Annotated in this window: 31 protein-coding genes and 3 pseudogenes; 25 read left to right on the forward strand and 9 right to left on the reverse strand. The window is 27.5% G+C overall.

Annotation, left to right across the window (positions count from 1 at the left end; all coding sequences use genetic code 11):
- Positions 1–522: 522 nt before the first annotated feature.
- The 7 genes and pseudogenes from AB4Y15_RS11100 to AB4Y15_RS11130 form a co-directional block, all read left to right on the forward strand.
- Positions 523–708: pseudogene (locus AB4Y15_RS11100) on the forward strand (hypothetical protein); the annotation flags it as partial.
- Between the two features lie 70 nt (positions 709–778).
- Positions 779–943, forward strand: a complete 165-nt coding sequence (locus AB4Y15_RS11105; protein WP_427340420.1) for a hypothetical protein — start codon at positions 779–781, stop codon at positions 941–943.
- A gap of 67 nt (positions 944–1,010) precedes the next feature.
- Positions 1,011–1,205: a hypothetical protein gene (locus AB4Y15_RS11110; RefSeq protein WP_427340421.1), complete on the forward strand. Its 195-nt coding sequence runs from the start codon at positions 1,011–1,013 to the stop codon at positions 1,203–1,205.
- Positions 1,206–1,417: 212 nt separating this feature from the next.
- Complete coding sequence (locus tag AB4Y15_RS11115; protein WP_427340422.1) at positions 1,418–1,717, forward strand: hypothetical protein; 300 nt, start codon at positions 1,418–1,420, stop codon at positions 1,715–1,717.
- A 46-nt stretch (positions 1,718–1,763) separates the two neighbouring features.
- The gene (locus AB4Y15_RS11120; protein WP_427340423.1) at positions 1,764–2,219 is read left to right on the forward strand and encodes a MerR family transcriptional regulator; all 456 of its coding nucleotides are present in this window, start codon (positions 1,764–1,766) and stop codon (positions 2,217–2,219) included.
- On the forward strand, positions 2,207–2,476 hold the full coding sequence (locus AB4Y15_RS11125) for a GyrI-like domain-containing protein (RefSeq protein WP_427340424.1): 270 nt from the start codon (positions 2,207–2,209) through the stop codon (positions 2,474–2,476). The genes AB4Y15_RS11120 and AB4Y15_RS11125 overlap by 13 nt, the downstream gene beginning before the upstream one ends.
- 34 nt (positions 2,477–2,510) lie before the next feature.
- The gene (locus tag AB4Y15_RS11130; RefSeq protein ID WP_427340425.1) at positions 2,511–3,698 is read left to right on the forward strand and encodes an agmatine deiminase family protein; all 1,188 of its coding nucleotides are present in this window, start codon (positions 2,511–2,513) and stop codon (positions 3,696–3,698) included.
- A gap of 1,019 nt (positions 3,699–4,717) precedes the next feature.
- On the opposite strand, the gene AB4Y15_RS11135 is transcribed toward AB4Y15_RS11130, so the two are convergent.
- Positions 4,718–5,026, reverse strand: a complete 309-nt coding sequence (locus AB4Y15_RS11135) for a hypothetical protein (RefSeq protein WP_427340426.1) — start codon at positions 5,024–5,026, stop codon at positions 4,718–4,720.
- Positions 5,027–5,361: 335 nt separating this feature from the next.
- Here AB4Y15_RS11135 and AB4Y15_RS11140 point away from each other — a divergent pair, with 335 nt between their 5' ends.
- The 9 genes and pseudogenes from AB4Y15_RS11140 (at position 5,362) to AB4Y15_RS11180 (ending at position 10,735) form a co-directional block, all read left to right on the forward strand.
- Positions 5,362–5,685 carry a helix-turn-helix domain-containing protein gene (locus AB4Y15_RS11140; RefSeq protein ID WP_427340427.1) on the forward strand — a complete coding sequence of 108 codons (324 nt, stop codon included), beginning with the start codon at positions 5,362–5,364 and terminating at the stop codon, positions 5,683–5,685.
- Positions 5,685–6,230 (forward strand): hypothetical protein, encoded by a 546-nt coding sequence (locus AB4Y15_RS11145; protein ID WP_427340428.1) that lies wholly within the window; start codon positions 5,685–5,687, stop codon positions 6,228–6,230. The genes AB4Y15_RS11140 and AB4Y15_RS11145 overlap by 1 nt, the downstream gene beginning before the upstream one ends.
- A gap of 120 nt (positions 6,231–6,350) precedes the next feature.
- Positions 6,351–6,470 (forward strand): Mu transposase domain-containing protein, encoded by a 120-nt coding sequence (locus AB4Y15_RS11150; protein WP_427340456.1) that lies wholly within the window; start codon positions 6,351–6,353, stop codon positions 6,468–6,470.
- A gap of 13 nt (positions 6,471–6,483) precedes the next feature.
- Positions 6,484–6,711, forward strand: a complete 228-nt coding sequence (locus tag AB4Y15_RS11155; RefSeq protein WP_427340429.1) for a hypothetical protein — start codon at positions 6,484–6,486, stop codon at positions 6,709–6,711.
- Positions 6,712–6,879: 168 nt separating this feature from the next.
- A pseudogene (istB, locus tag AB4Y15_RS11160) lies at positions 6,880–7,640 on the forward strand (IS21-like element helper ATPase IstB).
- 34 nt (positions 7,641–7,674) lie between these two features.
- A complete protein-coding gene (locus tag AB4Y15_RS11165; RefSeq protein ID WP_427340430.1) occupies positions 7,675–7,863 on the forward strand; it encodes a hypothetical protein in 189 nt (62 codons plus the stop codon).
- A gap of 170 nt (positions 7,864–8,033) precedes the next feature.
- Entirely contained in the window at positions 8,034–8,738 is a 705-nt protein-coding gene (locus tag AB4Y15_RS11170; RefSeq protein ID WP_427340431.1) for a polymorphic toxin type 35 domain-containing protein, read from the forward strand.
- Between the two features lie 32 nt (positions 8,739–8,770).
- On the forward strand, positions 8,771–9,307 hold the full coding sequence (locus tag AB4Y15_RS11175) for a hypothetical protein (RefSeq protein ID WP_427340432.1): 537 nt from the start codon (positions 8,771–8,773) through the stop codon (positions 9,305–9,307).
- Between the two features lie 198 nt (positions 9,308–9,505).
- The gene (locus AB4Y15_RS11180) at positions 9,506–10,735 is read left to right on the forward strand and encodes an MFS transporter (RefSeq protein ID WP_427340433.1); all 1,230 of its coding nucleotides are present in this window, start codon (positions 9,506–9,508) and stop codon (positions 10,733–10,735) included.
- A 115-nt stretch (positions 10,736–10,850) separates the two neighbouring features.
- On the opposite strand, the gene AB4Y15_RS11185 is transcribed toward AB4Y15_RS11180, so the two are convergent.
- The gene (locus tag AB4Y15_RS11185; protein ID WP_427340434.1) at positions 10,851–11,054 is read right to left on the reverse strand and encodes a hypothetical protein; all 204 of its coding nucleotides are present in this window, start codon (positions 11,052–11,054) and stop codon (positions 10,851–10,853) included.
- Positions 11,055–11,180: 126 nt separating this feature from the next.
- On the opposite strand from AB4Y15_RS11185, the gene AB4Y15_RS11190 reads away from it, so the two are divergent.
- The gene (locus AB4Y15_RS11190) at positions 11,181–11,327 is read left to right on the forward strand and encodes an oleate hydratase (protein ID WP_427340435.1); all 147 of its coding nucleotides are present in this window, start codon (positions 11,181–11,183) and stop codon (positions 11,325–11,327) included.
- 4 nt (positions 11,328–11,331) lie between these two features.
- The gene (locus AB4Y15_RS11195) at positions 11,332–11,631 is read left to right on the forward strand and encodes an oleate hydratase (RefSeq protein WP_427340436.1); all 300 of its coding nucleotides are present in this window, start codon (positions 11,332–11,334) and stop codon (positions 11,629–11,631) included.
- On the opposite strand, the gene AB4Y15_RS11200 is transcribed toward AB4Y15_RS11195, so the two are convergent.
- The gene (locus AB4Y15_RS11200) at positions 11,557–12,348 is read right to left on the reverse strand and encodes an ABC transporter permease (RefSeq protein WP_427340437.1); all 792 of its coding nucleotides are present in this window, start codon (positions 12,346–12,348) and stop codon (positions 11,557–11,559) included. The genes AB4Y15_RS11195 and AB4Y15_RS11200 overlap by 75 nt on opposite strands.
- Positions 12,349–12,858: 510 nt before the next feature.
- On the opposite strand from AB4Y15_RS11200, the gene AB4Y15_RS11205 reads away from it, so the two are divergent.
- The 3 genes from AB4Y15_RS11205 to AB4Y15_RS11215 all read left to right on the forward strand — a co-directional run bounded on the left by AB4Y15_RS11205 (position 12,859) and on the right by AB4Y15_RS11215 (position 15,159).
- On the forward strand, positions 12,859–13,776 hold the full coding sequence (locus AB4Y15_RS11205; RefSeq protein WP_427340438.1) for a retron St85 family effector protein: 918 nt from the start codon (positions 12,859–12,861) through the stop codon (positions 13,774–13,776).
- 194 nt (positions 13,777–13,970) lie between these two features.
- Complete coding sequence (locus AB4Y15_RS11210; protein WP_427340439.1) at positions 13,971–14,279, forward strand: hypothetical protein; 309 nt, start codon at positions 13,971–13,973, stop codon at positions 14,277–14,279.
- A complete protein-coding gene (locus AB4Y15_RS11215) occupies positions 14,233–15,159 on the forward strand; it encodes a reverse transcriptase domain-containing protein (RefSeq protein ID WP_427340440.1) in 927 nt (308 codons plus the stop codon). The genes AB4Y15_RS11210 and AB4Y15_RS11215 overlap by 47 nt, the downstream gene beginning before the upstream one ends.
- Before the next feature lie 216 nt (positions 15,160–15,375).
- On the opposite strand, the gene AB4Y15_RS11220 is transcribed toward AB4Y15_RS11215, so the two are convergent.
- On the reverse strand, positions 15,376–16,998 hold the full coding sequence (locus AB4Y15_RS11220) for a recombinase family protein (protein WP_427340441.1): 1,623 nt from the start codon (positions 16,996–16,998) through the stop codon (positions 15,376–15,378).
- A 229-nt stretch (positions 16,999–17,227) separates the two neighbouring features.
- Here AB4Y15_RS11220 and AB4Y15_RS11225 point away from each other — a divergent pair, with 229 nt between their 5' ends.
- The 4 genes from AB4Y15_RS11225 (at position 17,228) to AB4Y15_RS11240 (ending at position 23,657) form a co-directional block, all read left to right on the forward strand.
- Positions 17,228–17,404, forward strand: a complete 177-nt coding sequence (locus tag AB4Y15_RS11225; protein WP_427340442.1) for a hypothetical protein — start codon at positions 17,228–17,230, stop codon at positions 17,402–17,404.
- A 241-nt stretch (positions 17,405–17,645) separates the two neighbouring features.
- Positions 17,646–19,103, forward strand: coding sequence for a type I restriction-modification system subunit M (locus tag AB4Y15_RS11230; protein WP_427340443.1), 1,458 nt, complete (start codon positions 17,646–17,648; stop codon positions 19,101–19,103).
- A 7-nt stretch (positions 19,104–19,110) separates the two neighbouring features.
- Positions 19,111–20,301: a restriction endonuclease subunit S gene (locus tag AB4Y15_RS11235; RefSeq protein WP_427340444.1), complete on the forward strand. Its 1,191-nt coding sequence runs from the start codon at positions 19,111–19,113 to the stop codon at positions 20,299–20,301.
- Positions 20,302–20,324: 23 nt separating this feature from the next.
- Positions 20,325–23,657, forward strand: coding sequence for a DEAD/DEAH box helicase family protein (locus AB4Y15_RS11240; protein ID WP_427340445.1), 3,333 nt, complete (start codon positions 20,325–20,327; stop codon positions 23,655–23,657).
- 75 nt (positions 23,658–23,732) lie between these two features.
- On the opposite strand, the gene AB4Y15_RS11245 is transcribed toward AB4Y15_RS11240, so the two are convergent.
- The 5 genes and pseudogenes from AB4Y15_RS11245 to AB4Y15_RS11265 all read right to left on the reverse strand — a co-directional run bounded on the left by AB4Y15_RS11245 (position 23,733) and on the right by AB4Y15_RS11265 (position 26,588).
- Positions 23,733–24,341, reverse strand: a complete 609-nt coding sequence (locus AB4Y15_RS11245; protein WP_427340446.1) for a hypothetical protein — start codon at positions 24,339–24,341, stop codon at positions 23,733–23,735.
- 168 nt (positions 24,342–24,509) lie between these two features.
- Positions 24,510–24,641 (reverse strand): annotated as a pseudogene (locus tag AB4Y15_RS11250) (recombinase family protein); the annotation flags it as partial.
- Positions 24,638–25,324, reverse strand: a complete 687-nt coding sequence (locus AB4Y15_RS11255) for a recombinase family protein (protein ID WP_427340447.1) — start codon at positions 25,322–25,324, stop codon at positions 24,638–24,640. The pseudogene AB4Y15_RS11250 and the gene AB4Y15_RS11255, both read right to left, overlap by 4 nt.
- A complete protein-coding gene (locus tag AB4Y15_RS11260; protein WP_427340448.1) occupies positions 25,287–25,535 on the reverse strand; it encodes a hypothetical protein in 249 nt (82 codons plus the stop codon). The genes AB4Y15_RS11255 and AB4Y15_RS11260 overlap by 38 nt, the downstream gene beginning before the upstream one ends.
- Before the next feature lie 276 nt (positions 25,536–25,811).
- Complete coding sequence (locus AB4Y15_RS11265; protein ID WP_427340449.1) at positions 25,812–26,588, reverse strand: PD-(D/E)XK nuclease family protein; 777 nt, start codon at positions 26,586–26,588, stop codon at positions 25,812–25,814.
- Positions 26,589–26,613: the final 25 nt, after the last annotated feature.

Here is a 26,613-nt window from a genome sequence, read left to right on the forward strand (position 1 = left end):
CTAAAAAATATCAATATTGACATAAAAGATTATCTGAAAGAAACAACGGGGTCAGGCTTCACAAATTCACAAAACACAAAATAAAAAAGACATTTGAATTAAACACTTCATATGAAAACATATGAGGTGTTTTCTTTTAATCAAAAATCTAATCTCCATGCATGTGGAGGCGGTGGCATTGATTAAAAGGAAAGACAGTTAGAAAACACAGTAAAACTAATGAGTTAGGTATTTTCTAATAAAACTAAATATGTTGCCTTGTATAAGGTAAGAAAACAATAACCCTGCATTAATTTGTAGGGTTTTATTTTTAAAATGTTTTACTTATCTGAACCCATAAAGATTACAATAAGATTGATTAAATATTGAGACTTTATTAATCCTTGTAGAAAATGGAATAAAATATTAATTAGAAAGTTTATATCAATAGGAGTGATATTAATATGCAGAATTTCAATGAAAAAGTGAATTTTATATGGAAAATAGCAGAATTATTAAGGGTCTATATAGGCAGAAAAATATGGTGATGTTATACTTCCAATGGCAGTATTAAGATGTTTTGACTGTTTACTTGAAAAAACAAAAGATGCTGTTCTAGAGAAGGCAAAAACAACAGACATTGAAATGATATTAAATAGTGTAGCAGGATATAACTTTTCAAATAAATCACAATTAAGCATGGTGGTCAGGGTTGAAAAGTTGAATTAATCCTATTTTCTTTTTCAATATATTATACTAAGAAATGATTAATCTGTTTAAGAAACATGGTCATGAAAAAGTGATTTTTGTTGGCTTTGATGTTTCTAAGAATTTTCATTATGTTGGTATTTGTGATGGTTATGGTAAAATACTCGTTGAGCCAACTATGATTGACATATATTCATCAGGCATGAAAAAATTATGTAATCTAATTAAAAGAGGACAAGGGGAAGATATATGCTAAACTTATGTAGGGTGATAAAATAGCAAGAGTAGCAAGAGAAAGAAGTAAAACAGGAATATATTATATAATGCTGAGAGGAATAGATAAAAGGAATATTTTTTTGGACGATGAAGACAAAGTAAAATTCTTAGAAAACTTATTAAGAGCAAAAGAAACAGCAGATTTTAAATTATATGGTTATTGTCTAATGGATAATCAGGTACATTTACTAATAGGAGAGAGAGTGAAGAAATTGGTACAAGCATCAAACGTATTACGGTAGGATATGTACAATGGCATAATAGGAAGCATGAAAGGACAGGGCATTTATTTCAAAACAGATACAAGAGAGAACCAATTGAAAAAGAGAGTTATTTTCTAAGTGTTTTAAGATACATTCATCAAAATCCAGTAAAAGCAGGAATTATTGAATATGCAAAGAATTATTTATGGAGTAGTCATAATGAGTATATAACATCATATCAAGAGCAAAGTATGAATATCGACATTCGGATAATCAAATCGCATTTCAAAAATGTTGAAGATTTTGAAGAATACATGAATATAAAAGCAGAAGGTGAATTCTTAGAATATAAGCCGGTAAAAAAATGTACTGATAAGATGTTAAGAAAATATATTGAAAAAAGAATAGATATTAGTAGACTAAACAGGTTTCCCCTAGAAGAAAGAAATAGAATCATAAAAGAAATATACAAACAAACAGGAGCTAGCATAAGACAGTTGGCAAAGGCATTAGAAATAGGAAAAACTATTGTAGAAAAAGCTGTTAAGTAATAAAATATATTATTTTCAAAACCAAGAAGACGGATGAAATGTTTCCGTGTCGCGTAATGATATTGAGCGTATTAATAAGATCAAAGTATTACGCAAATATGATTTTTCGGTAGAAGAAATAAAAGAAATTTTAGAAATGGATTTCAGTCATTTAAAGATTGCTTATAAAAATAAGATCGAGGCATTGGAGGAAAAGACAACCGAGTATTTGGATATTATTGAAGAAATGAAAAACTATATTGAAACCGATTCTAAATTGAACATTGTAAATTCTTATGATGTATATGTTGGTACAAAGAAATCATTCTATGGGCTATGCATGAGAAGAGTTGTTGATGAAGACGAATTGGAATTGTTAGTAGATGAGCTTATGGATTCTATAAGCAAAATAAAGACTATTTTGAATGGTAAGTATTTTGTAATTTTTCATTCAAGTAAAGAAGGAATTTCTGATTTGCAATGTTTGATGTTGAATTTTGCCAACCAATATTGGATAAAGTAGAAGCAAGAGATTGCGAAATAAAATTTTTTTATGAAGCAGATTATATAAGCACTATGCATATTGGGAGTTACGATAGCATTAGTTATGTTTATTCAGCATTATATAATTGGGCTAATACAAATGGCTATAGTTTAGTGGGACCTTATATTGAAAAATATTATACAGATGAGTATATTACCATAAATCAAAATAAATTCGTTACTGAAGTTAGTGTCGCTGTAAAAAAGGTTGACCTTAACCTGTGTGAAGCTTTATAATGATATTAATATGAAAAAAAGGGAGGTTTTACTAATGAATAAAATAATTGTGTCATGCCTTATAATTACATTGGTATTAGTAGTTTTTACTGGATGTAAAGGAAGTGAAGCATTTTATAATGAAGAAACTATTAATAATGAAGTCCATGTAGAGGAAGAAGAAAACAATAGAGACGAAGAGAAACAAATTCTTGGAAAATATAAAGTGCCTGATGAGGCGAGTGAGCATGAAGGCACATGGCTGCAATGGCCACATAATAACACATATGGTGAAGGATACAAAGAAAAGCTTGAATCGATTTGGATTGAAATGACAAAAGCATTAAGCGAAGGTGAAAATGTCCACATAGTTGCATATGATGAGGGTGAAAAAGACTATATTAATGATCTTTTAATTAATGAAGGTATAGATATGAGTAAAATTGATTTTTATATTTATCCTACAGATGATGTGTGGGCAAGAGACAATGGCCCTATCTTTGCTTATGATAATAATCAAAATCTCAAAATTATGGATTGGGGATTTAATGGTTGGGGAAAAAAAGTTCCGTATAAAAAAGATAGGTTACTTCGAGATTTTATTGGTAAAGAATTAGGTATTGAAACCATTGATCTTCAGGATGTTGTACTCGAAGGTGGAGCGATTGAATTAGATGGGAAGGGAACAGTTTTAGCTACTCGAAGTGCTGTAACGAATAAGAATAGAAATCCAGGCTTAACTGAAGTAGAAATTGAGGAATACTTAAGAGAATATTATGGTGTTACAAATTTTATTTGGCTAGATGGAGTAGCAGGTGTTGATATTACTGATTTTCATATTGATGGATTTGCTAAATTTTATGATGAATCTACCATAATTATATTAGTTGAAGAAGATTTAATTGAATGGGGTGTTACTGATAAAGATATTGAAGTTTTAATGAATGCAAAAAACGCCATGGGAGAACGATATAAATACATTTATTTACCACTGACCAAAAAGAATGTTATTTTGGAAAGTGGAAAAGATCTAGGGTACAAGGGTTCATATGTAAATTATTATATTGGAAATACAGTTGTACTAGTACCTAATTATAACGATCCTAATGATGAAGTAGCAAATGAGATTATTCAGAAACTCTATCCTGATCGTAAAGTGGTTGGTATAGATGTAAGAGAGCTATATCAATATGGTGGTATGATTCATTGTGTTACCCAACAACAACCAGTTGATTTAAACTAGTTAGAAAGTGTATTGTGGTTGAATATAAGAAGTTAATAATTTAAGTTCTGCAATTTAAAAAACAAAATTGGTATTTAAAGATACTTTCAACTGTATAGGTTAAATTTACCATATATTAGGATGGAAATATTATGTTGAAAGCCAATAAAAATTTTAAAAAATTAAGAAGCGATTTTAATAGCTTTAAAAATATCATTCAAAGGCATATTATCTCTAGAACTTTTGTAAACGAAAGTAATTAAATCTATAACTGATAGGCTGTTAATGTGCTTAATAGTATCTCCAATAGTTTTAACAGCTAGATTAGTAGATTTAAACCTGAACAATTCTAAAAAGTTAATAGCTAGGAATACAAGTAAGAAATATCTTTCTATATAAAGAATGCTACGTACTCTATATTTATCAAAGCTTAAATTAGTCTTTAGATACTTATACTTATAATTGATTTTAATTTTTCATCTTACGAAATAATACTCAATTATTTTATGTGTATCTAGGTCAATATCAGTAGATAGAAGGTATACAGGCGACTCAAGGTCTTGACCATTAATTTCATAACAAATTAGAATGACAGTATTCTCAAAAGATCCTACGGGACCTTCATAGCGATAAACTCTATAACTCTTATCTTTGACGATAACGACATCTAAAGTATTAGGGTTAATAGAGTTTGCAAACTGAGAAAGTTTTACCTTAAAACCAAAGGGATTAATTATTCTATTTGATTTCAAAGCGCCAATAAGGTGAAAGTCTTTTTTTAAACAAGATTCTATTAAAGGAGTACTAGTGTACCAACTATCAATTAAGCAGTAAATAGAACCACAATTATCTGGTGCATTGAAATTATTAATAAAATCCTTTGCAATATCAACTTTGCTTTTAAAAGATTTATTAAGGTCTTTACAAACACCTTTACTATATAAGGTTGAAATTGTAAAGGGATAGATAAATCATTTAGAACAAATTTAGAAGTAACCACACAGTGAGACTAAACTCTTTTACCTTCGGTATGGGAATGATTAAAACTTAAACCTTAAACCTTGTATCTTTTTAGCACCTTTTTTAACATTAACAGTATTATCAATAACTAAAAATCCTACGGAGTTATTAGAAACATTATTCTTGATAATATAATGATTAAGATAATTAATACGATTTCTATTAAGCAAGGAATCATCCCATTTAGAGCGGCTTAAGAATTTATAAATAGAACTTTTATCCTTAGCCGATAAGATACCTTCGGCAATCTTGGAGATAGTTTTATTGCCTTTTATATTTATTAAACCATTAACAATGCTGCACAAATGATTAAACTGGGGTTTACTCATTTCATAATTTACTCATTTAAATAGTTGTAAAGTTCAATATTTGTGTTTAAAATAGTAGATATAACTGGCATATTACTAACCTCCGTTTGTGTATTGGTGTGGTAACTTATATATAACACGAAGGTATAGTGATATGCCATATTCATTTTTTTGGTAACTTTACCAATTCAATTTTTTATTTTGCAGAACTAAAGTAATTAATTCATCCACCGACTGTGTATTTATCAACTGAAAAAATGTTTATGTTAATCTAAAACTAGATCACAATATTAATTGAAAAGTCTGCCACTATGAAATATACTACCTCTATAAGAAACTATAGGGGCTAGTGGAGGATGATAAGTTTGCAGCAAAAAGCAGAAATTTTATTAAAATATTTTAGAGAGGGTGTATCACAAAGAGAAATAAGTAGAGAATTAGGGATTTCAAGAGATACAGTAAGAAAGTATATAAACGAGTTTGAGAAAAAATTACAAAAATTAGAAGATGAAAGTGATGAAAAAAATATACTTCTACTAATCGAAGAAATGGTATTAAAACCTAAATATGATACATCAAAGAGAAAAAAAGTTAAACTAACAGACGAAGTTATTGAAATAATAGATAATTGTCTTAAAGAAAATGAAAAAAGAAATTTACAGGAAAATCAAAGCAAATAATGAAAAAGATAGATATTTATGAGTATTTAATAGAAAAAGGCTATGATATAGGCTATACAACTGTTTGTAACTACATTAGAGAAAAAGGAGAAGTTAAAGAGGCATTTATACGTCAGGAATATAGATTACGAGAAACTTTAGAATTTGATTGGGGAGAGGTTAAACTAAACATTAGTGGAAAAGAGGTTGCACTTAATAGGAATAAAAAGATGGAAAATTTTTTAGATATTCATGCCAAAGCCTTTGAAAATATAGGTGGAATACATAAAGAAGTTGTTTATGATAACATGAAACAAGCTGTCAAAAGCTTTGTAGGGCCTAATGAAAAGGAAGCAACAGAAGATTTGATTAAACTTTCATTGTATTATGGCTTTAGATATAGGTTTTGTAATGCTCGTAGTGGCGATGAAAAAGGACACGTAGAAAGGGGAATTGAATTTATAAGGAGAAAAGTTTTTTCAAGAAAAGAAGCCTTCGGCTCAATTGAAGAAGCAAATAAATATTTAGAAGAAAGATTAAATATCTTAAATTCAAAAGCTAGGTAATATTTTGAAGGAAAAGCACCAAAAGAAATTCTTGAAGAAGAAAAACCCTATCTTTTACCTTTAAAACCTAGATACGATGTTTCAAGAAGAGAAGAACTCAGAGTTAACAAATATAGCACAATAAATATTGACCAGAACAAATATTCAGTACCAGATTATTTAGTAGGCAAATTTGTAATAGCTAAAATTTATCCAAAAACTATTGATATATTTTACAAAGATTTTAATTGCAACCCATAAAAGATGCTATTTAGTGCATCAGTGGATTATTGATATTAATCATTTCATACATACATTAAAAAAGAAGCCTGGAGCACTTCACTCAAGTGCTGGAAGGCACCAAATGTGTCCAGAGCTTCAACAAATATACCATGATTATTATATCAATAATCCGAAGGATTTCATAGTACTTTTAGAACTTGTTAAAGAAAAAGGGCTAGAAGTTATTTTAGATGCTATAAAGAAGTTATCTAATATTTAAAAAGTCAGTTGTTAATACAGACAATATCAAAAGCATAGTTTTAAACAGGCCTCCTAGAATCGAAGAATATTCATCAGGCGATGATAATGAGATCGAAAAAGTTTCTGTTAATCTGATAATGAAAATTAATGATATTTTTAATTTAAACTCTGAAGGAGGTCTTATGAATTGAGAAATGGATTATTAAACGAAATCAAAGAATACATCAAAGAACTTAAGATACCAGGGATTAATCAATCTTTCAAAAACAGGATTGAAGAAGCCTATCGGCTTGATATTTCCTATGAAGAATTTCTAAGAGATCTTTTTAGAGATGCATATGATGTAAGAAAGGAGAATGGTAAGAGGAATAGAATAAAGAATGCGAATTTCCCATACAAAAAGTATCTAGAAGATTTAAAAACTGAATATTTGCCTGATGATGCTAAGAAAAGCTTAAAAGAACTTAAAACTTTAAAGTTTATCGAAGAAGGAAAAATATCATATTTGCTGGAAACCCAGGAACAGGTAAAACACATATTTCAATAGGTCTTGAAATTGCAGCTTGTAATACTGGATACAAAGTATTTTTTACTACAGTACCACTACTGATTAACGAACTGAAAGAATCACGTAGCGAAAAGAGACTACGCTCTTTTGAGAAAAAATTTGAAAAGTATGGTCTTATTATAGCCGATGAATTAGGATATATTTTCTTTGATAAAGAAGTAAGTGAGCTATTATTTACTTTTATTTCCCTTTGAGCTGAAAGGAAATCAACAATTATTACAACTAATCTTTCCTTTGATAGATGGAATGAAGTTTTTAAAGATCCTGTATTAACAGCTGCTTTAATAGACAGACTTACTCATAAATCATATGTCATTAATATGAAAGGGGACTCTTACAGAATGAAAGAAACTATGGATTGGTTAGGTAAGTCTAATTAATTTTTTTCATAATGGTATACTTTTCGATTAAAATTTGGCAGATTTTTCAGTTGACAAATACAAGATTAGAATTATTGAGAAAATACTGAATGAACATGAAATGATAAAGAGTTTTGATGAAGGATTGTTTGGAGTATTAGTGAAGGAGATAAGAGTTATATCCTTGGTAGAGGTGGAGTCTGTTTTAAAGACTGGGGTTGTGATTAGGGAGATATTGCGATGAAAGCTTATCGTTGAGTGATAAATTAATATTATGTGGCGAAAAACGCAGAAATATGTCGGAAAAAATACACATTAATGGTATTGACATCCATTGTGTGGTTCGTTATACTAATAACGTAGATTTGTACAAATCTAAATTACATTAAAAAATAGATGAAAGGTGATAGTTTAATGAAAAAGCTTTTGAGTTTATTTTTGGTTCTGACACTTGTTTTTGGAGCAATATCTACTAGTTTTGCACAAAGTGATATTAATGCATTTAGAGTAAAATATTATGATGATATAGTGTATACTATAAAGACACTTGATGGGAAAACTTTAACACAAGAAGAATTTATGGAGTATCTAGAAAAATATTCAGACCAAATTGTGAAGATAGATGAAGTTGGAGGAAAAAATGTAAGTAAAAATGGATTAACTACAATGTCAGTACCAGGAGCAGTAGCTTTAGTTGCTGGAACTTGGTATATTCCAGGGATAGGTCAAGTAATTATTACAGCAGCTGGAGTAGTAATTATAGGTGGCACAGTAATAGCGGCAGGTACTTGGTTGTACAATAAAGTTGTAGCTTGGTTTGAACAAAGAGCAGAAGCAAAAATAATTGACAAAGCTTTAAAAGATTTGGATAGACAACCTAATAAGCAAAAACATATAAAAGATCCAAAGCATGATTGGGATAAAATTATTAAGGGAGCGATTACATGGGAAAAGGTAAGAAATATAATAGAGAAAGTTATGAAGAAAGGAATAGAAAGCCGATACGGTTCTGCATATAAAAGAGTTTTAAAGGTTGGTAAAGAAACAGTAACAGTAACATTTCAAAAAATAAACGATAATATATGGAAAATTAGTGATGCATGGGTAAATAAAAAATAAATAAAACATTATTTGAAAGGTTATGATGTACGATGGATTTAGATAGATTAGATAGAATTATGAAAAATGAAGAAAATTGGGATATGTTTATAGAATTCTTAAATACTATTAATAAAGATTATTTAAAATTAATTGGGAAATATGATCTTTTCAAAATTTCTTTTTATGCTTGGTATGTTCTTGCGGAATGGGGAAGATTATCACCAAAATTAGAAAATTGTTTAGACCAAGCAGAACATATATTAATAGATGCTTTTAAAATAGCAACAGAGAAATACTCGAATGACGAAGATTATTTGTGGTTTTATGGTTATTTGATTAGTCTTTTTCCTGAACACTTTATATCAATATATTCCGATTATTTTAAAGCAGAAAATGTAGGAAAACAAATGTTAAATGTAGCTTCACAAAGACAATATCCATTAGCACTTATTTTTAATGAAGAGTTTTTAGAAAAAGATGTTTTAGAGAGTGGAAAAAAAGACTTAGAAAATATGTTTAATAAAGGTACGGAAGTATATGATTATTTTATTAGAATGATAGAACTTATAGAGTGTGAAAATAAATAATCAAAACACTTCATATGGAAACATATGAGGTGTTTTCTTTTTTTAGTTTTCTCTAAAGAAAGGACCTTATAGGTTTAAGTGGATTATCATTTTGAGAAAAGGATTTTAATAATATTTATTTAAATAATAATTAAAAATTAAAATTCAATATTTGGGTGTCAATTTTGACACTACGCTATAAAATGGGGGGATTATTTTATGATGAATTTAGAAAATTATAAAAAAGCTACCATATTATATGGATTTATCAGTTCATTATATAACATGGCTGATAAACTTTATGGAATAGTTTTTATACTGTTGATGTATTCAAAAAAGTTAAGTTCGCATAATATTAGTATTGTATTTGCAATTTCTTCTTTATCTTTAGCGATATTTGATTATCCAAGTGGAAATGTTTCAGATAAATATGGACGGAAAAAAACTACAGGTATTGGATTTTTATTATGGGGGATAGGGATGATTGCATATGGTAACTCTACAAAAACATTTGGTTTTATTTTATCGTCAATTATAATGGCCTTTGGGCTTGCATTGATTTCTGGCGCACTGCAATCATGGTATGTAGATTATCTTCAGAAATCAAATAAGTTGGATTACAAGGATAAAATTATTCCTAAGTTAGTTGGAATAACAAGTATTTTTGCAGCAGTTGGTTCAATAATAGGGACTGTATTAATTAAAAAGAATCTTAATCTTCCAGTGATTGTTGCTGGAGGAATAGCTTTTATTGCAGGTCTTGTAACATTATCTTTTTTAGAAGATAATTATGGAGAAATAACTAATGACAGTATTTGGGTAGATATTATTAACAACACTAAGAGTTTTGCAAGGGATAAAAGCATGAAAAAAATATTAATGAGAAGTTTATTTGCTCATACAGCATTTATTTGTTTCATTTTGTCATGGCAGATTTACGGAGTGAATAAAGTCGGGTTAGATCCTAGTTTAAATGGAATTCTTTTAATAATTTTCATGTTATTATTTAGCCTTTCAGGTTTTATTACATCAAAACTTATAGATTATTTTAAAGCTATTCATATTTCAATTATTGGTATGTTAGTTGCTGCATTAGGACTAATTATTATCTTTATTAAGCCAAATATATGGTTTTTTATAATTGGATTATGTGTTTTTGAATTTGGATTAGGTATGGATTTATCTTCGACTAATACTTGGATACATGATTATATACCTAATAATAAAAGAGCAACATTTTACTCAGGATTATCTGCTATAAAATCTTTTTATGGTTTTTTTATAACAATAGTAATTGGTTATTTTATTGATTATTTTGGCTATTCCTATACTTGGCTCTTAGCAGCAATTGCACAAACATGTGCAGCAATTTATTTGATAGTTAATATTAATAATTTGGTACCAGCTATTCATAATAATGACATGAATCGTTTAAAAGAACATATATGATACTTAAATTGTAATATTAAATGCGATGGGTAAAAAATTACAACCATAAGTGAAAATCATGTATGATATAGGTGTTCAATCTAAACATACAGGAGGTTTTTACTATGGTTGTATTTTATGTTTCCCATTTTTTATCTGCTAATTTCCACCCTATAATACATATCAATAAAGAAATTGAAAAATCAAGCCACTTAGGGAAAATACTTAAAAATTTAACTAATATAGCATATGCTATCAGATATATAATAAATGTCATTATAAAAAATACCGAAAACTTCATAATGTCGATTATAATTTCTATTACAGTTTTGACTTTCATTAAACTTACTTCTTTCTCAAATATATATTATATAACCCAAAACCAAAATAAAGGAGAAATCCAAGGATTTTTATTTATAATTTTACATAGTTAAAAGTTAGTAAAAAAGATAAGGAGAGGCATATTATGGGAAATTACCAGAGGATAAATACATTAAAACCAAAAGATATTGAAAATAAGAGAGCTTATCTAGTTGCAGATGGAATTGCATCACTAGCGGCAGCAGCTTATTTGATTAGAGATGGTCATATGAAGGGCAAAAAATCTAGATAGAACAGTGCTTGATGAAATTCATGAAATAAATGCTTGGGGTCCAAATGTTTCTGTTTGCCGTATTATTGAAAAACAGGGACAAAAATTAGATTTCACTACGCTAGGTTTAAATAAAAAACATATAAAACAGCTTGTAAAACTTTCTCTTGCAACAGAGGAAGAGCTTAGAAATATAACTGTTGAGCAGTTTTTTGATCCCAAAAACAAGGGGACGGTTTTTCTGTATCCATTATTGCTTCCATTTCATAAATTTATTTTCAATAAAAGCAATTCCCTGATACATTACAGCAGCGAGTATTGCTAAAATGAATACATTTATCATCACTAAATCTAATTTAAATACTTGAAAACCATATACAATTAAATAGCCGATACCTGCTTTTGATACTAAGAATTCTCCAACAATAACTCCGACCCAAGATAGACCAATGTTAATCTTTAGAGAACTGATCATTGTAGGTACACTTGCAGGTATTATGACTTTTTTCAATATTTGAAACTTAGTTGCACCGAAGGTTTTTAACATTCTTATTTTATCCTCATCTACTTCTTTAAAGCCATTATATACATTCATAATAGTTATGACAATAGATACAGCAATTGCGGTTGCGATAATACCGGTATATCCAGCACCAACCCAAAGAATTAAAATTGGTGCTAATGCGGTTTTAGGTAAACTATTTAGTACTACAAGATACGGGTCTAATACCTTTGAAATGAAATCTGACCACCATAGAAGTATAGCTATTAGAATACCTAGTATAGTTCCAATAGTAAAGCCAAATACATTTTCCATAACAGAAATTCCTATATGTTCAAACAAAGAACCATCTTTTAGAAGTTTTACAAACAAACTCCAGATTTCAGATGGATAACTTGTAAGGAATGTATCTATCCAACCTAGCCTGGCTGAAATTTCCCATAAAGCCATACAAATAATTATTATTGCGATTTGAGTAATTCTGATAGTTACTTTTTTCTTTTTAAGTTTTTTGATATATTCTTCATGTTCTTTAGACATGGACATCCAGCTCCTTCCATATTTTATTAAAATAGCACCTGAATTCAGGAGCTTCTCTACTTCGCATAGGTGTTCTAATATCATTTGGGCAGGTTAATTCAATATTAACTATATCTTTAATTGTTGCTGGTCTTTTAGATAATACTACCACTCTGTCTGCTATAGATATAGCTTCTGCTATGTGTACAAAAAGACATAAAATTTTATTATGTAGAAAAAAACAACTATTAATTATAAAATAAATTTAAAAAAATAATAGTTAATAAAAAAATAAATATTTAGAAATTTCGAAAACATATAGAAATATGCATACATTATAAATTGAATTTTCATGAGAGTATATAAAATATAAGGCTAGTATTTTAATACATTAGTATAAATTCTTTTTTAATTGTATAAGAAAAAATATTACTGAATATTAAAAAAATTATGACTTTATGGTATAATATAACTATATATCTAAAATAAAACAATTATTTGGACAAGCATAGCATAAAGTGGGGTAGTACAATGCAAAATGAGATAAATGAATTTACAAAAGAAATATTGAGAACTATTTATGAAGAAGTGTATAAAAAAATTAATGAAAAACAGGTTGATGTTTTTTTATGTGGTGGTGCTAGAAATCGAAAAAACAAGTCTTTAAGAGATTTAGTAAAAGATAGTCTAATTAATGAAAATAAGAAAAATTTACGAATTTTATATCCTGAAGATATGTTTATTGAGATACTTAACAAAAATAAAAATCAAGACTTATTAACTTTAGAGAGCTTTTTGGCAGATAATTGTGATGTTATTTGTATAATTTGTGAGAGTCCAGGTGCATTGGTTGAACTAGGAGCTTTTACAAATAATGAAGCTACTTTTGAAAAAGTAATTGCTTTAGTAGATAAAAAACATAAGAAAGATAAAAGCTTTATTATGCTTGGACCCATAAAATATATAAAAAAACATAATAGAAATAATGTAATATTTTATGATAAAGAAAATGTTAATGAACTAATAAAGATACTTAATAGAACATTTAATAGAAAAAGATTAGCAAAAATAATTAAAGAACGTGATAATAACAATAAACAAATGAATACGATTATTGGACAGTATTACTTTATTCCTTTATTAATATATTTTTATAAGTCTTTAGGTATAAAGGAATTGTTATCTTATATAAAGTACATTTCTCAATATGAAGAGGGTAGATTTGATGATAAAGAAATTGACACAGCTTTTGATTCAGCAAAAAGATTATTGTATAAAGATAAAATAATTGCAAAAAAAATAAGCCAAAATAATGAGGAAATACGATTAGAATTAAGTAGTATAGGTTATAAAGAAGTTTGTAGGATATTATATAATACTAATATACACTTTAAAAACAAATTGTATGATAAGATAAGATTTGACATTATGAAAAGGGATTATTATTAGTACTACCTCCTTAGATGCCTTTATTTTATCAAACTATTGGCGCCATTGGGTAGTTTGATAGAATAAAATGGGAGATGGTTCGTCTTTCTAAGCTTATGCTGGAACATTATTCAAATAAGTAAGCAGATAATTCCACAACAGTGAAATCATCTGCTTACTTCTTCGAAACAATTAATGGTAAGGAGGTAGTACTAATGAAATATAATTACACAAATAGTTTCATTTTAAATTCATTGGATTTACCTGATATAAAAACATTAGATGATTTGGCAAACTGTTTATCGTTAAGTAAAACAATTATATATTTATTATCTAAAAAAAATTATAAATATTATAAAAGGTTTTATAAGAAGAAAGAAAATGGGGAAACAAGAGAGATATTATCTCCATCTTACTCAATGAAATTAGTACAAAGATGGATTTTAGAAAATGTATTATATAAGTTAAAAGTATCTGATGTTGCTACAGCATATAAAAAAAAATTCAGGGAATGCGCTTATTAATAATGCAAAAATACATAGGTATAATCTTTATATATTAATTATTGATATAAAAAACTTTTTTCCGTCTATTAGAAAAAATAAGGTTTATAATTTATTTAGAAAAATTGGTTATAATGGGTTGATTTCTGAAATATTATCTAACATATGTACTTATAAAGGATATTTACCTCAAGGTGGTGTAACATCTCCATATTTATCAAACTTAATTTGCTATAAACTTGATAAAAGAATAAGTGGATATTGTAATAAAAGGGATATTAATTATTCAAGATATGCAGATGATTTAGTTTTTTCAGCAAACAATAAAAATGAATTAAAGAAAGCGTTTAATGTAATAAAAGACATTATAGAAGATGAAGGTTTTAAATTGAATGATAATAAGACAAGATATTTGGTACCAAAGTCAAGAAAACGTATAACTGGTATTACTGTGAATGATGGTAATTTAAAAGCTCCTAAAGAGTTAAAAAGAAAAGTAAGGGCTATGACACATAGGTCAATAGTTCTAGCGGATTACTCTAAAATTGAAAAAATAAGAGGTTATGTTTCATTTATTAATTCTATTGAGAATGGATATTATGATAAAATTATCAATTATATTAATAACTTTCAAAAAAAAGATATTGTGTATTTCAAAGAGATTGTAGATGCTTTTAATTCCAATAAGATATTTAAAGATGTAGATAAATTGATCTTGGAAGATATAAATGAAGATGAAGTACTTACCAAATATGGAGCACAAGATGCTTACCTAGAAAGTATCTATCATGAAAGAGAAACATTTAAAGAACTCATCAAAAAATTCGGCAAATCAGTTAATAATACTATTAAAGATATTGAAGTAGCAGTATCAGAAGAAAGTCTACATGATTTATTTTAATTATATAAGTAAGAATGAAATTAAGATTTGATGTATTGATATATTAAAATTAAAATAATACTTTCAATTACAAAAAATAGGTAATGAACATATGTATAGATAATTAGATATCTTAACATTTTGTACAATTACATATGGGCTAAAATAAACTATAGTAGAGATTGATTTATATAATTGTATGTACAGGAAGAAATAGTAGAGAGAAATATAAGGGCATTACTGCCCTTGGTTATAACCTAATATATTTATTTCTAATTGTTTACCATCCCACCAAATCTTATCTATTATTTGATTTAGAAATTCCTTTTTTTCCTCAAAGTCTAGTTTATCTACATTATTAGAGAAATCTTTTATTAGTTTTAGTATTATGTCAATATTGTTTTTTTCTAGTTTTGTTATTTCCTTGTTTTCATCTAGGTTCTCTAATTTTGTTTTAATATCAACAATTTTGCTATCAAATTCTTCTATCTGCTTAATTATGTATTTAGCAGCTTTAGAATCTTGATTTCGAGATAATTGTAATGTTAAATTATTAATTGCTTTTTTGTATTCTAGTAATTCTTTTTCAAGTATTTCTTTTTCAGAGTCTTGATTATTTGATTTTTTATTTAACTTATCCTTCATCTCATATAGGTATTTATATACATCGCTTTCTTTATAGTTAATTTTTTTAATTTCATTTATTACGTATTCATCAGCTAAATTTCCATTTAAGTTTTTTATGTTACATTTAGAACCCCTAGACCTTTCTTTAAGTAAACATTTATAGTAATAATAGGTTGAATTTTTTCTTCTGGAAACTGTTATTCTCATTTTAGATCCACAGTTTTTACACCTTAACAAATTAGTAATAAGCCCTATCTTTCCTTTTCCTGCTTTAGGAGCTTTTTCTCGGTTTTTTTCTAACAAATTTTGTACTCTTATCCAGTCTTGAGAGGGAATAATACCTTTGTGTTTTCCTACTGCAACTATCCATTTAGATTTATCATTTCTTATAACTCTATTTCTTTTTTCATCATGTTTATTGAAAACCATTAACCCATGAGTACTATCAAAAGTTTCTTTATTACTAGCTATATCAGAATTATTTTCTTTAAAATACTCATATATTAGCTTATCGGCTATTACATAAACTGGATTAGTCAGTATTACTTTTAATATACTTTTATCAAAATATTTATCATTTCTTGTTTTTATATTATTTTCTAAAGTCCAGCTTTCAAGTTGAGTAAGAGAACCAAGCTCAAGAAATTTATAATAAAGAGTTTTAACTAACTCTAATTCTTTTAGTATAGGGGATAATTTATACATTTTCTTTTTACCTATTTTTTTATCATCAACGTATATAGGTTGACTTTTAAAACCTGTAGGAGTTTTGCCTCCTAACCATCTTCCTGTCCTTGCTAACTGGTGCATGTTATCTCTAATCCTTTCTGCTATTGTTTCCCTTTCGAGTTGAGCAAATACTGAAGTTATATACATCATTGCTCTACCCATAGGAGTTGATGTATCAAATTGTTCACGGATTGATACAAAATCTATATTGTTTTCCTGAAGAAGTTCAATAAGGTTAGAGAAGTCTGTTATATTTCTACTAATACGGTCAAGTCGATAGCATATAAGGATATCAAATTTTTTCTTTGAAATATCTTTAAGCATTTTTTGAAATTTAGGTCGGTCAGCATGTCCTCCAGAATATCCTTCATCTTCATATATCAGGAACTTGTCTACATTGAAGTGTTTTTCTGCATATTCTTTACAGAGTTCTATCTGGTTTTTGATAGATTCTCCTTTATCTGTATATTTAGATTTCCTGGAGTAGATGGCGATAATAGACAATTATTTCACCTCAATGAATATGTTTTCATATTTATGATATGAAAATTAGAATGTAATTATTTAAGGTAATGTTTATATGTAAATAGATATAATGGTTGATATTACATTAAATGCAAATTTCTTTTAACGTATGACAATGGACAAGCTTATATATTTGTTGATAACAAAGAAAACAAAGGGAATAGGACAAACGAATTCTCTAATATGATTCATTAGAGGGGGAGATGAAATGAAAAATCAAGAAATTGAAGTTATCGTTAATACTCCAGATGAAGAAATATTACAAGAAATGATGGCAAAGGCGATAGCGAGTATTGTTATGGGAAAAATCAATAATATGTATACCACCAAAATAGAATCATTGTATGAAAGGATATTTGAAAAACTAAAGAATGAGTGTAAATAAAGGATATATAAAAAATATGTAGAATAAATAGAAATATGTAATTTTACATATACCATTTAACTTTATAGTAATATAAATTACGAGAGTAAACATATCTATGTAAGTGACTATGCAATTTTTCAAATTTGTTAATAAGCAACTTAGCTTATAGTTTATGGTTTAAAATCATTTATTGAAATATATGCACAGCAATAATACAATAAAAATATAAAAAATGATTGAATATAGCAAGGAGGATAACATGATAACAGGAGAAATAAAGAATAAAGTTGATAAACTATGGGAAACTTTTTGGACAGGAGGGATTACAAATCCTCTTTCAGTTATAGAACAGATTACATATCTATTATTTATTAAAGGACTTGATGAAGTTGATGCAAAAAGGGAAAAAGAAGCCCAATTACTTGGTATTGAATATAAAAGAATATTTCCAGATGATAAGCAACATTTAAGATGGAGTAAATTTAAAAACTTTGAAGCACAAAAAATGTATGAAGTAGTTTCTAAGGAAGTTTTTCCTTTTATAAAAAATCTACATGATGATAGAGAATCAGCATATTCAAAATATATGAGTGATGCTATTTTCATAATACCTACACCTCAGATGCTCGAGAAGATAGTTACACAAATTGATAATATTCCGATGGAAGACAGAGACACAAAAGGAGACTTGTATGAGTATTTACTATCAAAACTTTCTACCTCAGGCAAAAATGGACAGTTTAGAACACCAAGACACATAATAAAAATGATGGTTGAACTTATGAAACCTACTCCTGAAGATATTATTGTTGATCCTGCAGCAGGTACAGCTGGATTTTTAGTGGCAGCTGGTGAGTATTTAAGAGAACAACATTCTGATTTATTTTTAGATAGTAAGCTTAGAAATCATTTCAATAATACAATGTTTTATGGATATGATATGGACAGGACTATGCTTAGAATTGGAGCTATGAATATGATGCTCCATGGAGTAGAAAATCCAAATATAGAATATAAGGACTCATTATCAGAACAAAATACAGATACAAATAAATATACATTGATATTAGCTAATCCACCTTTTAAAGGGTCATTAGATTATGAGGCAGTGTCTTCTGATTTATTGAAAATTACAAAAACTAAGAAAACAGAATTATTATTCTTATCTTTATTTTTAAGAATGCTTAAAGTGGGTGGAAGATGTGCTTCAATAGTACCTGATGGTGTACTTTTTGGTAGTTCAAGAGCTCATAAAGCTATAAGAAAAGAAATAGTTGAAAATCACAAACTAGAAGCTATTATATCAATGCCTAGTGGTGTATTTAAGCCATATGCAGGAGTTTCAACTGCAATTATAATCTTTACGAAAACAGGTGCAGGTGGAACAGATAAAGTATGGTTCTATGATATGGAAGCTGATGGTTATTCGTTAGATGATAAAAGACAGCCTATAGATAAAAATGATATACCTGATATAATAAACAGGTTTAATAATTTAGACAAAGAGGTAGAACGAAAGAGAACAGAAAAATCCTTTTTTGTACCAAAAGAAGAAATAGTTAAGAATGATTATGATTTAAGTATAAACAGATATAAAGAAATTGAGTATGAGGAAGTTGAATATGAAAAACCTAGTGTTATATTAGATAAAATTCAAACACTAGAAAACGAAATACTTGCAGGATTAAATGAATTAAAAGAAATGATAAAAGGGTAGTGATAGTATGGAATTTAGCAATATTCAGAATAAAGAACAATTATTAAGTATAAAGTCAAAATACAACTGGGAATTAGTACATTTTAAGGAATTATTATCTGATGAAACTAGAAATGCTGTGAAGATAAAAAAGGAAGATTATTTAAAGATAGGGAAATTTCCTATAATTGATCAAGGAAAAGAATTGATTTCAGGTTATACAAATGATGAAGAAAAAATATATAAAGATAAATTACCAGTAATTCTTTTTGGAGACCATACAAGAGTAGTTAAATATGTAGATTTTCCTTTTTATTTAGGTGCAGATGGTGTTAAGCTACTAACACCAAAAAAAGAAATCAACGTAAAATATTTATATTATTTCATTAAGACAGTGGATATTCCTGATACAGGTTATAATAGGCATTTTAAGTTTTTAAAAAATATCATAATTCCTCTTCCACCAATAGAAACTCAAAAGAAAATTGCAGATGTTTTAGACAAAGCCCAAGAGCTTATTGATAAAAGAAAAGAGCAAATTGAAAAATTAGATGAGTTTATACAAAGTGTGTTTTTAGATATGTTTGGTGATCCGATTAGAAACTCCAAAAACTGGGTCAAAGATGATTTTGGTAATTATATAGAAGTTTTAACTGACTATCATGCTAATGGTAGTTATAAAATCCTAAAACAGAATGTTGAATTGTTAGATGAAGAAAATTATGCATTAATGATAAGAACTACAGATTTAGAAAATAACAATTTTACTAAGAATGTAAAATATATAACAAAGGAGGCTTATGAATTTTTATCGAAAACAAAAGTTTATGGTGGAGAAATTATAATCAATAAAATAGGAAGTGCTGGTAATGTTTATTTAATGCCTAAATTAAATAGACCAGTATCATTAGGTATGAATTTGTTTATGATAAGATTATCCAAAAAACTAAATAATGTATTTATATATCATCTTTTTAACAATAGTACTGGAAAGAGTTTAATTATGAGTAAAGTAAGAGGAGCAGTTACAAAAACTATAACAAAAGATGCAATTAGACAAATTAATATACCAATTCCACCAATAGAACTTCAAAATAAATTTGCTGAAATAGTTGAAAAAGCAGAGAAACAAAAAGAATTACTACAAAAAAGTCTTACTGAAATGGAAAACAACTTTAATAATCTTATGCAAAAAGCTTTTAAAGGGGAATTATTTTAAGTTATCATCAGGGGGAAACAGAAATGCTTTCTAATTTTTCTTTTCTTGAGAAAAATAAAAGATTTAACGATTTTGCTAGTGCATGTATAGAAGCTGAAAAGAGTATAGCAGTAAGTCCTGCTACTACTGCTATACTTTCAAGACGTGCACTAGAGCTTGCCGTTAAATGGGTATATAAACATGATGGATATTTAAAAGTACCTTATCAAGATAATCTTTCTAGTTTAATTCATGATAGAACGTTTAAAGATATAATAGAGCCTAAACTTTTTACTATGATTAGGTATGTAGTTAAGCTTGGTAATATTGCCGCTCATACTAATAGTAAAATAAAAAGAGAAGAAGCGGTTTTATCTTTACATAATTTACACCAGTTTGTGTCTTGGATTGATTATTGTTACTCTGAAGATTATCAAGAAACAAAGTTTAGAGAAGATATACTTCCGACTGGTGAAGAACAGAAAGTAAGTAGAGATGAGCTTGAAAAATTATATAATGAGCTTGGAGCAAAGGATAAAAAGTTAAAGGATGCTATTTTAGAAAATAAAAAATTAAGAGAAGAATTAAGAAAGATTAGGGAAAGAAACATAAGAGCTAAAGACTTCAATGTTGATGAAATTAGTGAGTTTGAAACTAGAAAGAGATATATTGATTTGGATTTAAAAGAAGCAGGATGGGTATTAGGAGAAGACTGCTTGATAGAATATGAAGTAGAAGGTATGCCAAATAATACTGGCAAAGGATACATCGATTATGTTCTATTCGCTGATAATGGAAAACCACTTGCAGTAATTGAAGCTAAAAGAACAAGTAAAGACCCTAATACGGGTAAACAGCAGGCAAAACTATATGCTGATTGTTTAGAAGAAAAGTTTGGTCAAAGACCTGTAATATTCTACACAAATGGCTTTGAAACTTATATATGGGATGATTTTAATTATCCACCAAGAAAAGTATCAGGATTTTATACAAAAGATGAATTACAACTGTTGATTGACAGAAGAACAAGCAGGTTACCACTTAATAATATTAAAATTAATGAAAATATTACTAATAGATATTATCAAAAAGAAGCTATAAAAGCTGTTTGTGAAGCTTTTGAAAGAGGAGACAGAAAAGCTCTTTTAGTTATGGCTACTGGAAGTGGTAAAACGAGAACTGCTATATCAATTGTTGATGTTCTTACAAGGCATGGTTGGGTAAAAAATGCATTATTTTTAGCCGATAGAACAGCATTAGTAATACAGGCTAAAAATAATTTTAACAATCTACTGCCTAATTTATCTCTTTGCAATTTACTTGATGATAAGGATAATCCAGAGAGTAGAATGGTGTTTTCAACATATCCAACAATGATGAATGCAATAGATGAAGCCAAAACACCTGATGGTAGAAAATTATTTACTGTAGGACATTTTGATTTAATAATTGTTGATGAATCACATAGAAGTATTTACAAGAAATACGGAGCTATATTTGATTATTTTGATGCTATGCTTCTTGGTCTTACAGCTACTCCAAAAGATGATATTGATAGAAATACTTATAAAATATTTGATTTAGAGGACAATGTTCCAACTTATGCTTATGAATTGGAACAGGCAGTACAAGATGGTTATTTAGTACCTTATAATACAGTGGAGACTAAGCTAAAATTTCTTGAAGAAGGAATTAACTATGATGATTTAAGCGATGAAGAAAAGGAAAAGTATGAAGAGACATTTGATGATGATGTTCCAGATTTTATATCAAGTGAAGCATTAAATACATGGCTTTTTAATGATAATACGATAGACCAAGTATTGAATATACTTATGGAAAAAGGTATCAAGGTTGAAGGTGGAGATAAATTAGGTAAAACTATAATATTTGCCAAAAATCATAGACATGCTGAAAGAATAGTTGAAAGGTTTAATATCCTTTATCCTCATTATAGAGGAGAATTTGCTAGAGTAATTGATAATCATGTGAATTATGCTCAAGATTTGATTTATAAATTTTCTGATAGAAATAAGATGCCGCAGATAGCTGTTTCTGTTGATATGCTTGATACAGGTATAGATATACCTGAAATAGTAAACCTTGTTTTCTTTAAAAAAGTTAGATCCAAAGCTAAGTTTTGGCAGATGATAGGCAGGGGTACAAGACTTTGTAAAGATTTATTTGGAGTTGGTCAAGATAAAGAAAACTTTTTGATATTTGATTTTTGTGGTAATTTCGAATTTTTCAGAGAAAATCCTAGAGGGATTGAAGTAAAAACTTCTTTAAGCCTAACTGAAAAAATATTTAATATTAAAGTTGATTTAATTAAAGAACTTCAAAACTTAGAATATCAACAAGAAAAGTATATTAAATATAGAAAAAAATTGATTGAAGAAGTTGTAAACGAAATTAAAGCATTAAATAGGGATAACTTTATAGTAAAACAACACCTTAAATATGTTGATAAATATAAAGAACCTAATGCATGGTCTAATTTGGGGACTCTAGATGTTGCAAATATTAAAGAACATATTACACCACTTATCATACCAAGTGATGATGATGAATTAGCAAAAAGATTTGATTATTTAATGTTTACAATAGAACTAGCACATCTTGTTGGTAAAAGTTTGAATAAAGTTAAAAAAGAAGTAATTAAAACAGCTCATTCATTATCTCAATTAGGAACGATACCTCAAGTACTTGAGAAGAAAGAAATAATAGAGAAAATTAAAACTGAAGAATTTTGGGCTACTGCCGATTTATTAGATTATGATATGGTAAGAGAAGCTTTAAGGGATTTAATTAAATTTATTGAAGCAACTGAAAGAAGAATATATTATACCGATTTTACTGATAAAATATTAGAAATAAAGGAAAATGAAGGAGAATATACTACAAACAATTTTGAAAGTTATAGGAAAAAAATAAATAAGTATATAAGAGAACATCAAGACCATTTAGCAATATATAAGTTAAAGAATAATAAACAACTTACTAAACAAGACTTTTTAGAATTAGAAAAGATATTATGGAATGAATTAGGTACTAAAGATGATTATGAAAGAGAATTTGGAGATACTCCATTAACAGTATTAGTAAGAAAAGTAGTTGGACTTGATCAGAAAGCTGCTAATGAAGCTTTTTCAGAATTCTTGAATGATACAAATTTAGATAGTAGGCAAATAAGATTTGTGAAATTGATAATTGATTATGTAGTAAGAAATGGAGTAATCGAAAAAACAGCTCTTCAAGAAGAACCTTTTAAATCAGTAGGTAGTATAGTAGAGATATTTAATACAGAAAGTGCTATGAAAATAGTTAATATTATTGATAAAATAAACAAAAATGCAACTGAAATTATAGGAGCATAAATTTAAATATATTAGCAATAAAGCATAACTTCTTTTGTAGTAAAGAAGTTATGCTTTATTTTAGTATTAATTAAATTATTTAGAAGTAATGTTTTCATCATCTAATATATCCAAGTTACTTTGATAAAGAGCTATAAGTAAAGCAGTATTAATAGCAGTTGTTTCTAATTGAGGAAAATCTACTGTTATAAACTTATTAAGTGATTTTTTTATTTCATCAATTAATGCTTCTTTTTTCTCTAGATTACAAAATTTTGATATTTGCTGATTAAGCATATTTTTTTTATATTTAAGTTCTGATTTGAATTCGCATAATATATTCAATTCATTATTTAGTTCACATTTTTCAGTATCAAGAATTTCAATTAAATCTTTAAAAGCTTCATTGGATGTCATTTCTTCTAGTTTACTTAATTTGCTTTTGATTTCACAGATTTCTTCATTCAAATCATTTAGCTGACTAGTAACATCCTGCATTTTTTTATTGATTACCTCACAGTATCGGTTATAAAGATTATTTACTATATCTGAATTCAATATTTTAGAAAACTCTTCAACAAATATATTTTCAATAATAGTTTGTTTTACAATAAAATGAGATTGTCTTCCATCTTTAGTTTCACATTTGTAAACGTTTGGTCTTTCATTTCCATATTTATCTTTACCATAGTTTTTAGGCTTCATGAGGGTATTACAGTGACCACAAATTAATTTATCTCTTAAAAGAAATGGAGTATTGTAATATTTAGGATCTTTAGCTTTATTTTTAACATATCTAAGCTTTTTAGAAATATGCCAATCTTGGTCAGTAATTATATTTGCACCTTCAATAATAGGTGACCTAATGATGTCTTTATCATTTGTTTTACTACGTCTGTTCCAAACTATATATCCTATATATGTTTCATTTTTAATAATTCTTTCAATTTTATCTTCAGTCCATTGATGTCCGTATTTATCTTTTTTATTAAGTTCTTCGGCTATTTTTTATAACTATATCCATGATTATTATATAAATTGAAAATTTCTTTAACGTATTCCTTCTGGATATTTGAAGGTTTTAATGTTTTTCCCTTTGAACCGTTGCTTTTTAATACATATCCATAGGGAGTACGATAACTGACCCAGTTTTTGTTTTTAATACTTTGCACAAGACCTGATTTTACTCTTGAAGAAATGAGACTTGATTCAAGTTCAGCTATACTTCCTAGAATTAATTCAAAGAGTTTACAGAGTCGTTCGTTTTCAGAAAGTAAATTTTCACCTTGCTTAGTATAGTGTATTTTAACACCACATTTTTCAAAGAAAAATCTTAATGCTACAAAGAGTTCAAAATTTCTAGCAAGCCTATCTCTGCTGTATATGATTAGGTGGTTAAATTTCTTTAATTTAGCCATTTTCATTATTTCTTTAAGTTTAGGTCTATCCTTAAGAGAATCATATAAATTGCTTGAATAATCAAATTCTTCGATTTGTGTTTTTGAAGCTGATTTTGTTTCTTCAAAATATTTGATGATTTGGAGATTGTTTTCTTTACAATATTTATCAGCATATTCTTTTTGAAATTCTATAGAATTTCCTTTGTCTTTTTGTTTTTTAGTTGAAACTCTTAGATAACATACAGCAAGATTATTTTTCTGTGTATATGGTCTCGATTGAGTAGCCATTTTTACTAGATTTATTAATCACCACCTTGTGAACTGGATTTGATAATAGCTCATGTAGTTCTCTCCATCTTTCTATGAAAAATTTAATATCTTCATCAGATATATTACTCATTTCAAATTTAAAAATATTTAGGTTTTCATATCTGTAAATAAGCTCTCTTAATAATCGACCTAGTTTTGATATTTCTTTATCGCATGCAATTTTTTTCATTTAAATTTTTTAACTCATCATGTAAACCTTTATTATTAGGGTTATTTATTAGCAAATGAATTTTTTCTTTAATTTTAGTATTTGTATTTGCGATATTTTTCTTTTTATTGTTTATTTCTTTTTACAATCTTTTGATTTCAGCTTTAATTTTATTTTTTATATCTTTGTTATTGCAATCATGTATTAGTTTTGGAATTAACATTTTTAATATTTCATCTTGGGTAAGCTTTGTACAGCCCTTATTGCATGTATAATATTCGTTACCTATGAATTTTTTTAGGTACCACAATATAGGAGTTTTTTAAAAAGATATTCGGGGGCTTTTCTTTTGCCTTTTATTTCTTTAACCAATGCTTTAACAACTATTTTTTTCCAGAAATCTATATCAATTATTGCATCATTTATGTTAGTACATTCTATTAAATCTTTTTCATTAAGGTCATATTTATTTCTTTTCACATCATAATAAAGTATATCCTTTAGTTTAATATTAGAATCTATTGGTAATTTTTTAGCATAAATTGGTCTTTTAATTATTGATTCTATAAAATTTTGGCTGATGTTTCTGTTATCTATTTTTATTTCTTCTTTTATTAATTTAACTAAACTATTTTTTGTAAATGTTTTTCCATTATTATCTTTTTTACCAACTTTATCTATATTTTCATAATAGATTTTAAATATTTTTCTTATGTTTTCTGCTTCATCTTCGTTAACAATATAGGATTTATTTTCTTTGATGTATTTTAAATCATTAAGAAGCTTTAATCCCATTTGACCATATTCCTTTTCTTTTTTAATTGAACTATATCCATCCCTTATCCAGTTTTTTCTAAGTAGATTATGCAGTATATCTAAAGTCTTATATGACTCATCTGTAATCATGTTGTAGTCAGCAAGAGCCATATGCATACTGTTACCAAAGGATATATATTTATTTGAGATGGTTTTTCCTATATCAATTTTATTTAGATACTTGTACTTAAATCTTTTTTTGCAAGATAAGTAAGTTTTAATACTTGTAGCACTTAGATATATTTTATTTGTTGTCATTTTCATACCTCCTTGAGATTAGAAT

It is taken from the genome of Caloranaerobacter longqiensis, from assembly GCF_050286925.1.
Taxonomy (GTDB): Bacteria; Bacillota; Clostridia; order Tissierellales; family Thermohalobacteraceae; genus Caloranaerobacter.

Excerpts from the sequence above, each read along its gene's own strand:
- AB4Y15_RS11110 (WP_427340421.1), top strand. The coding sequence starts at position 1,011 with ATGCTGAGAGGAATAGATAAAAGGAATATTTTTTTGGACGATGAAGAC.
- AB4Y15_RS11115 (WP_427340422.1), top strand. The coding sequence starts at position 1,418 with ATGAATATCGACATTCGGATAATCAAATCGCATTTCAAAAATGTTGAA.
- AB4Y15_RS11130 (WP_427340425.1), top strand. The coding sequence starts at position 2,511 with ATGAATAAAATAATTGTGTCATGCCTTATAATTACATTGGTATTAGTA.
- AB4Y15_RS11135 (WP_427340426.1), bottom strand. The coding sequence starts at position 5,026 with ATGAGTAAACCCCAGTTTAATCATTTGTGCAGCATTGTTAATGGTTTA.
- AB4Y15_RS11140 (WP_427340427.1), top strand. The coding sequence starts at position 5,362 with ATGATAAGTTTGCAGCAAAAAGCAGAAATTTTATTAAAATATTTTAGA.
- AB4Y15_RS11145 (WP_427340428.1), top strand. The coding sequence starts at position 5,685 with ATGAAAAAGATAGATATTTATGAGTATTTAATAGAAAAAGGCTATGAT.
- AB4Y15_RS11170 (WP_427340431.1), top strand. The coding sequence starts at position 8,034 with ATGAAAAAGCTTTTGAGTTTATTTTTGGTTCTGACACTTGTTTTTGGA.
- AB4Y15_RS11175 (WP_427340432.1), top strand. The coding sequence starts at position 8,771 with ATGGATTTAGATAGATTAGATAGAATTATGAAAAATGAAGAAAATTGG.
- AB4Y15_RS11180 (WP_427340433.1), top strand. The coding sequence starts at position 9,506 with ATGATGAATTTAGAAAATTATAAAAAAGCTACCATATTATATGGATTT.
- AB4Y15_RS11185 (WP_427340434.1), bottom strand. The coding sequence starts at position 11,054 with ATGAAAGTCAAAACTGTAATAGAAATTATAATCGACATTATGAAGTTT.
- AB4Y15_RS11190 (WP_427340435.1), top strand. The coding sequence starts at position 11,181 with ATGGGAAATTACCAGAGGATAAATACATTAAAACCAAAAGATATTGAA.
- AB4Y15_RS11200 (WP_427340437.1), bottom strand. The coding sequence starts at position 12,348 with ATGTCTAAAGAACATGAAGAATATATCAAAAAACTTAAAAAGAAAAAA.
- AB4Y15_RS11205 (WP_427340438.1), top strand. The coding sequence starts at position 12,859 with ATGCAAAATGAGATAAATGAATTTACAAAAGAAATATTGAGAACTATT.
- AB4Y15_RS11210 (WP_427340439.1), top strand. The coding sequence starts at position 13,971 with ATGAAATATAATTACACAAATAGTTTCATTTTAAATTCATTGGATTTA.
- AB4Y15_RS11215 (WP_427340440.1), top strand. The coding sequence starts at position 14,233 with ATGTTGCTACAGCATATAAAAAAAAATTCAGGGAATGCGCTTATTAAT.
- AB4Y15_RS11225 (WP_427340442.1), top strand. The coding sequence starts at position 17,228 with ATGAAAAATCAAGAAATTGAAGTTATCGTTAATACTCCAGATGAAGAA.
- AB4Y15_RS11230 (WP_427340443.1), top strand. The coding sequence starts at position 17,646 with ATGATAACAGGAGAAATAAAGAATAAAGTTGATAAACTATGGGAAACT.
- AB4Y15_RS11235 (WP_427340444.1), top strand. The coding sequence starts at position 19,111 with ATGGAATTTAGCAATATTCAGAATAAAGAACAATTATTAAGTATAAAG.
- AB4Y15_RS11240 (WP_427340445.1), top strand. The coding sequence starts at position 20,325 with ATGCTTTCTAATTTTTCTTTTCTTGAGAAAAATAAAAGATTTAACGAT.
- AB4Y15_RS11245 (WP_427340446.1), bottom strand. The coding sequence starts at position 24,341 with ATGAAGCCTAAAAACTATGGTAAAGATAAATATGGAAATGAAAGACCA.
- AB4Y15_RS11255 (WP_427340447.1), bottom strand. The coding sequence starts at position 25,324 with ATGGCTACTCAATCGAGACCATATACACAGAAAAATAATCTTGCTGTA.
- AB4Y15_RS11260 (WP_427340448.1), bottom strand. The coding sequence starts at position 25,535 with ATGAAAAAAATTGCATGCGATAAAGAAATATCAAAACTAGGTCGATTA.
- AB4Y15_RS11265 (WP_427340449.1), bottom strand. The coding sequence starts at position 26,588 with ATGACAACAAATAAAATATATCTAAGTGCTACAAGTATTAAAACTTAC.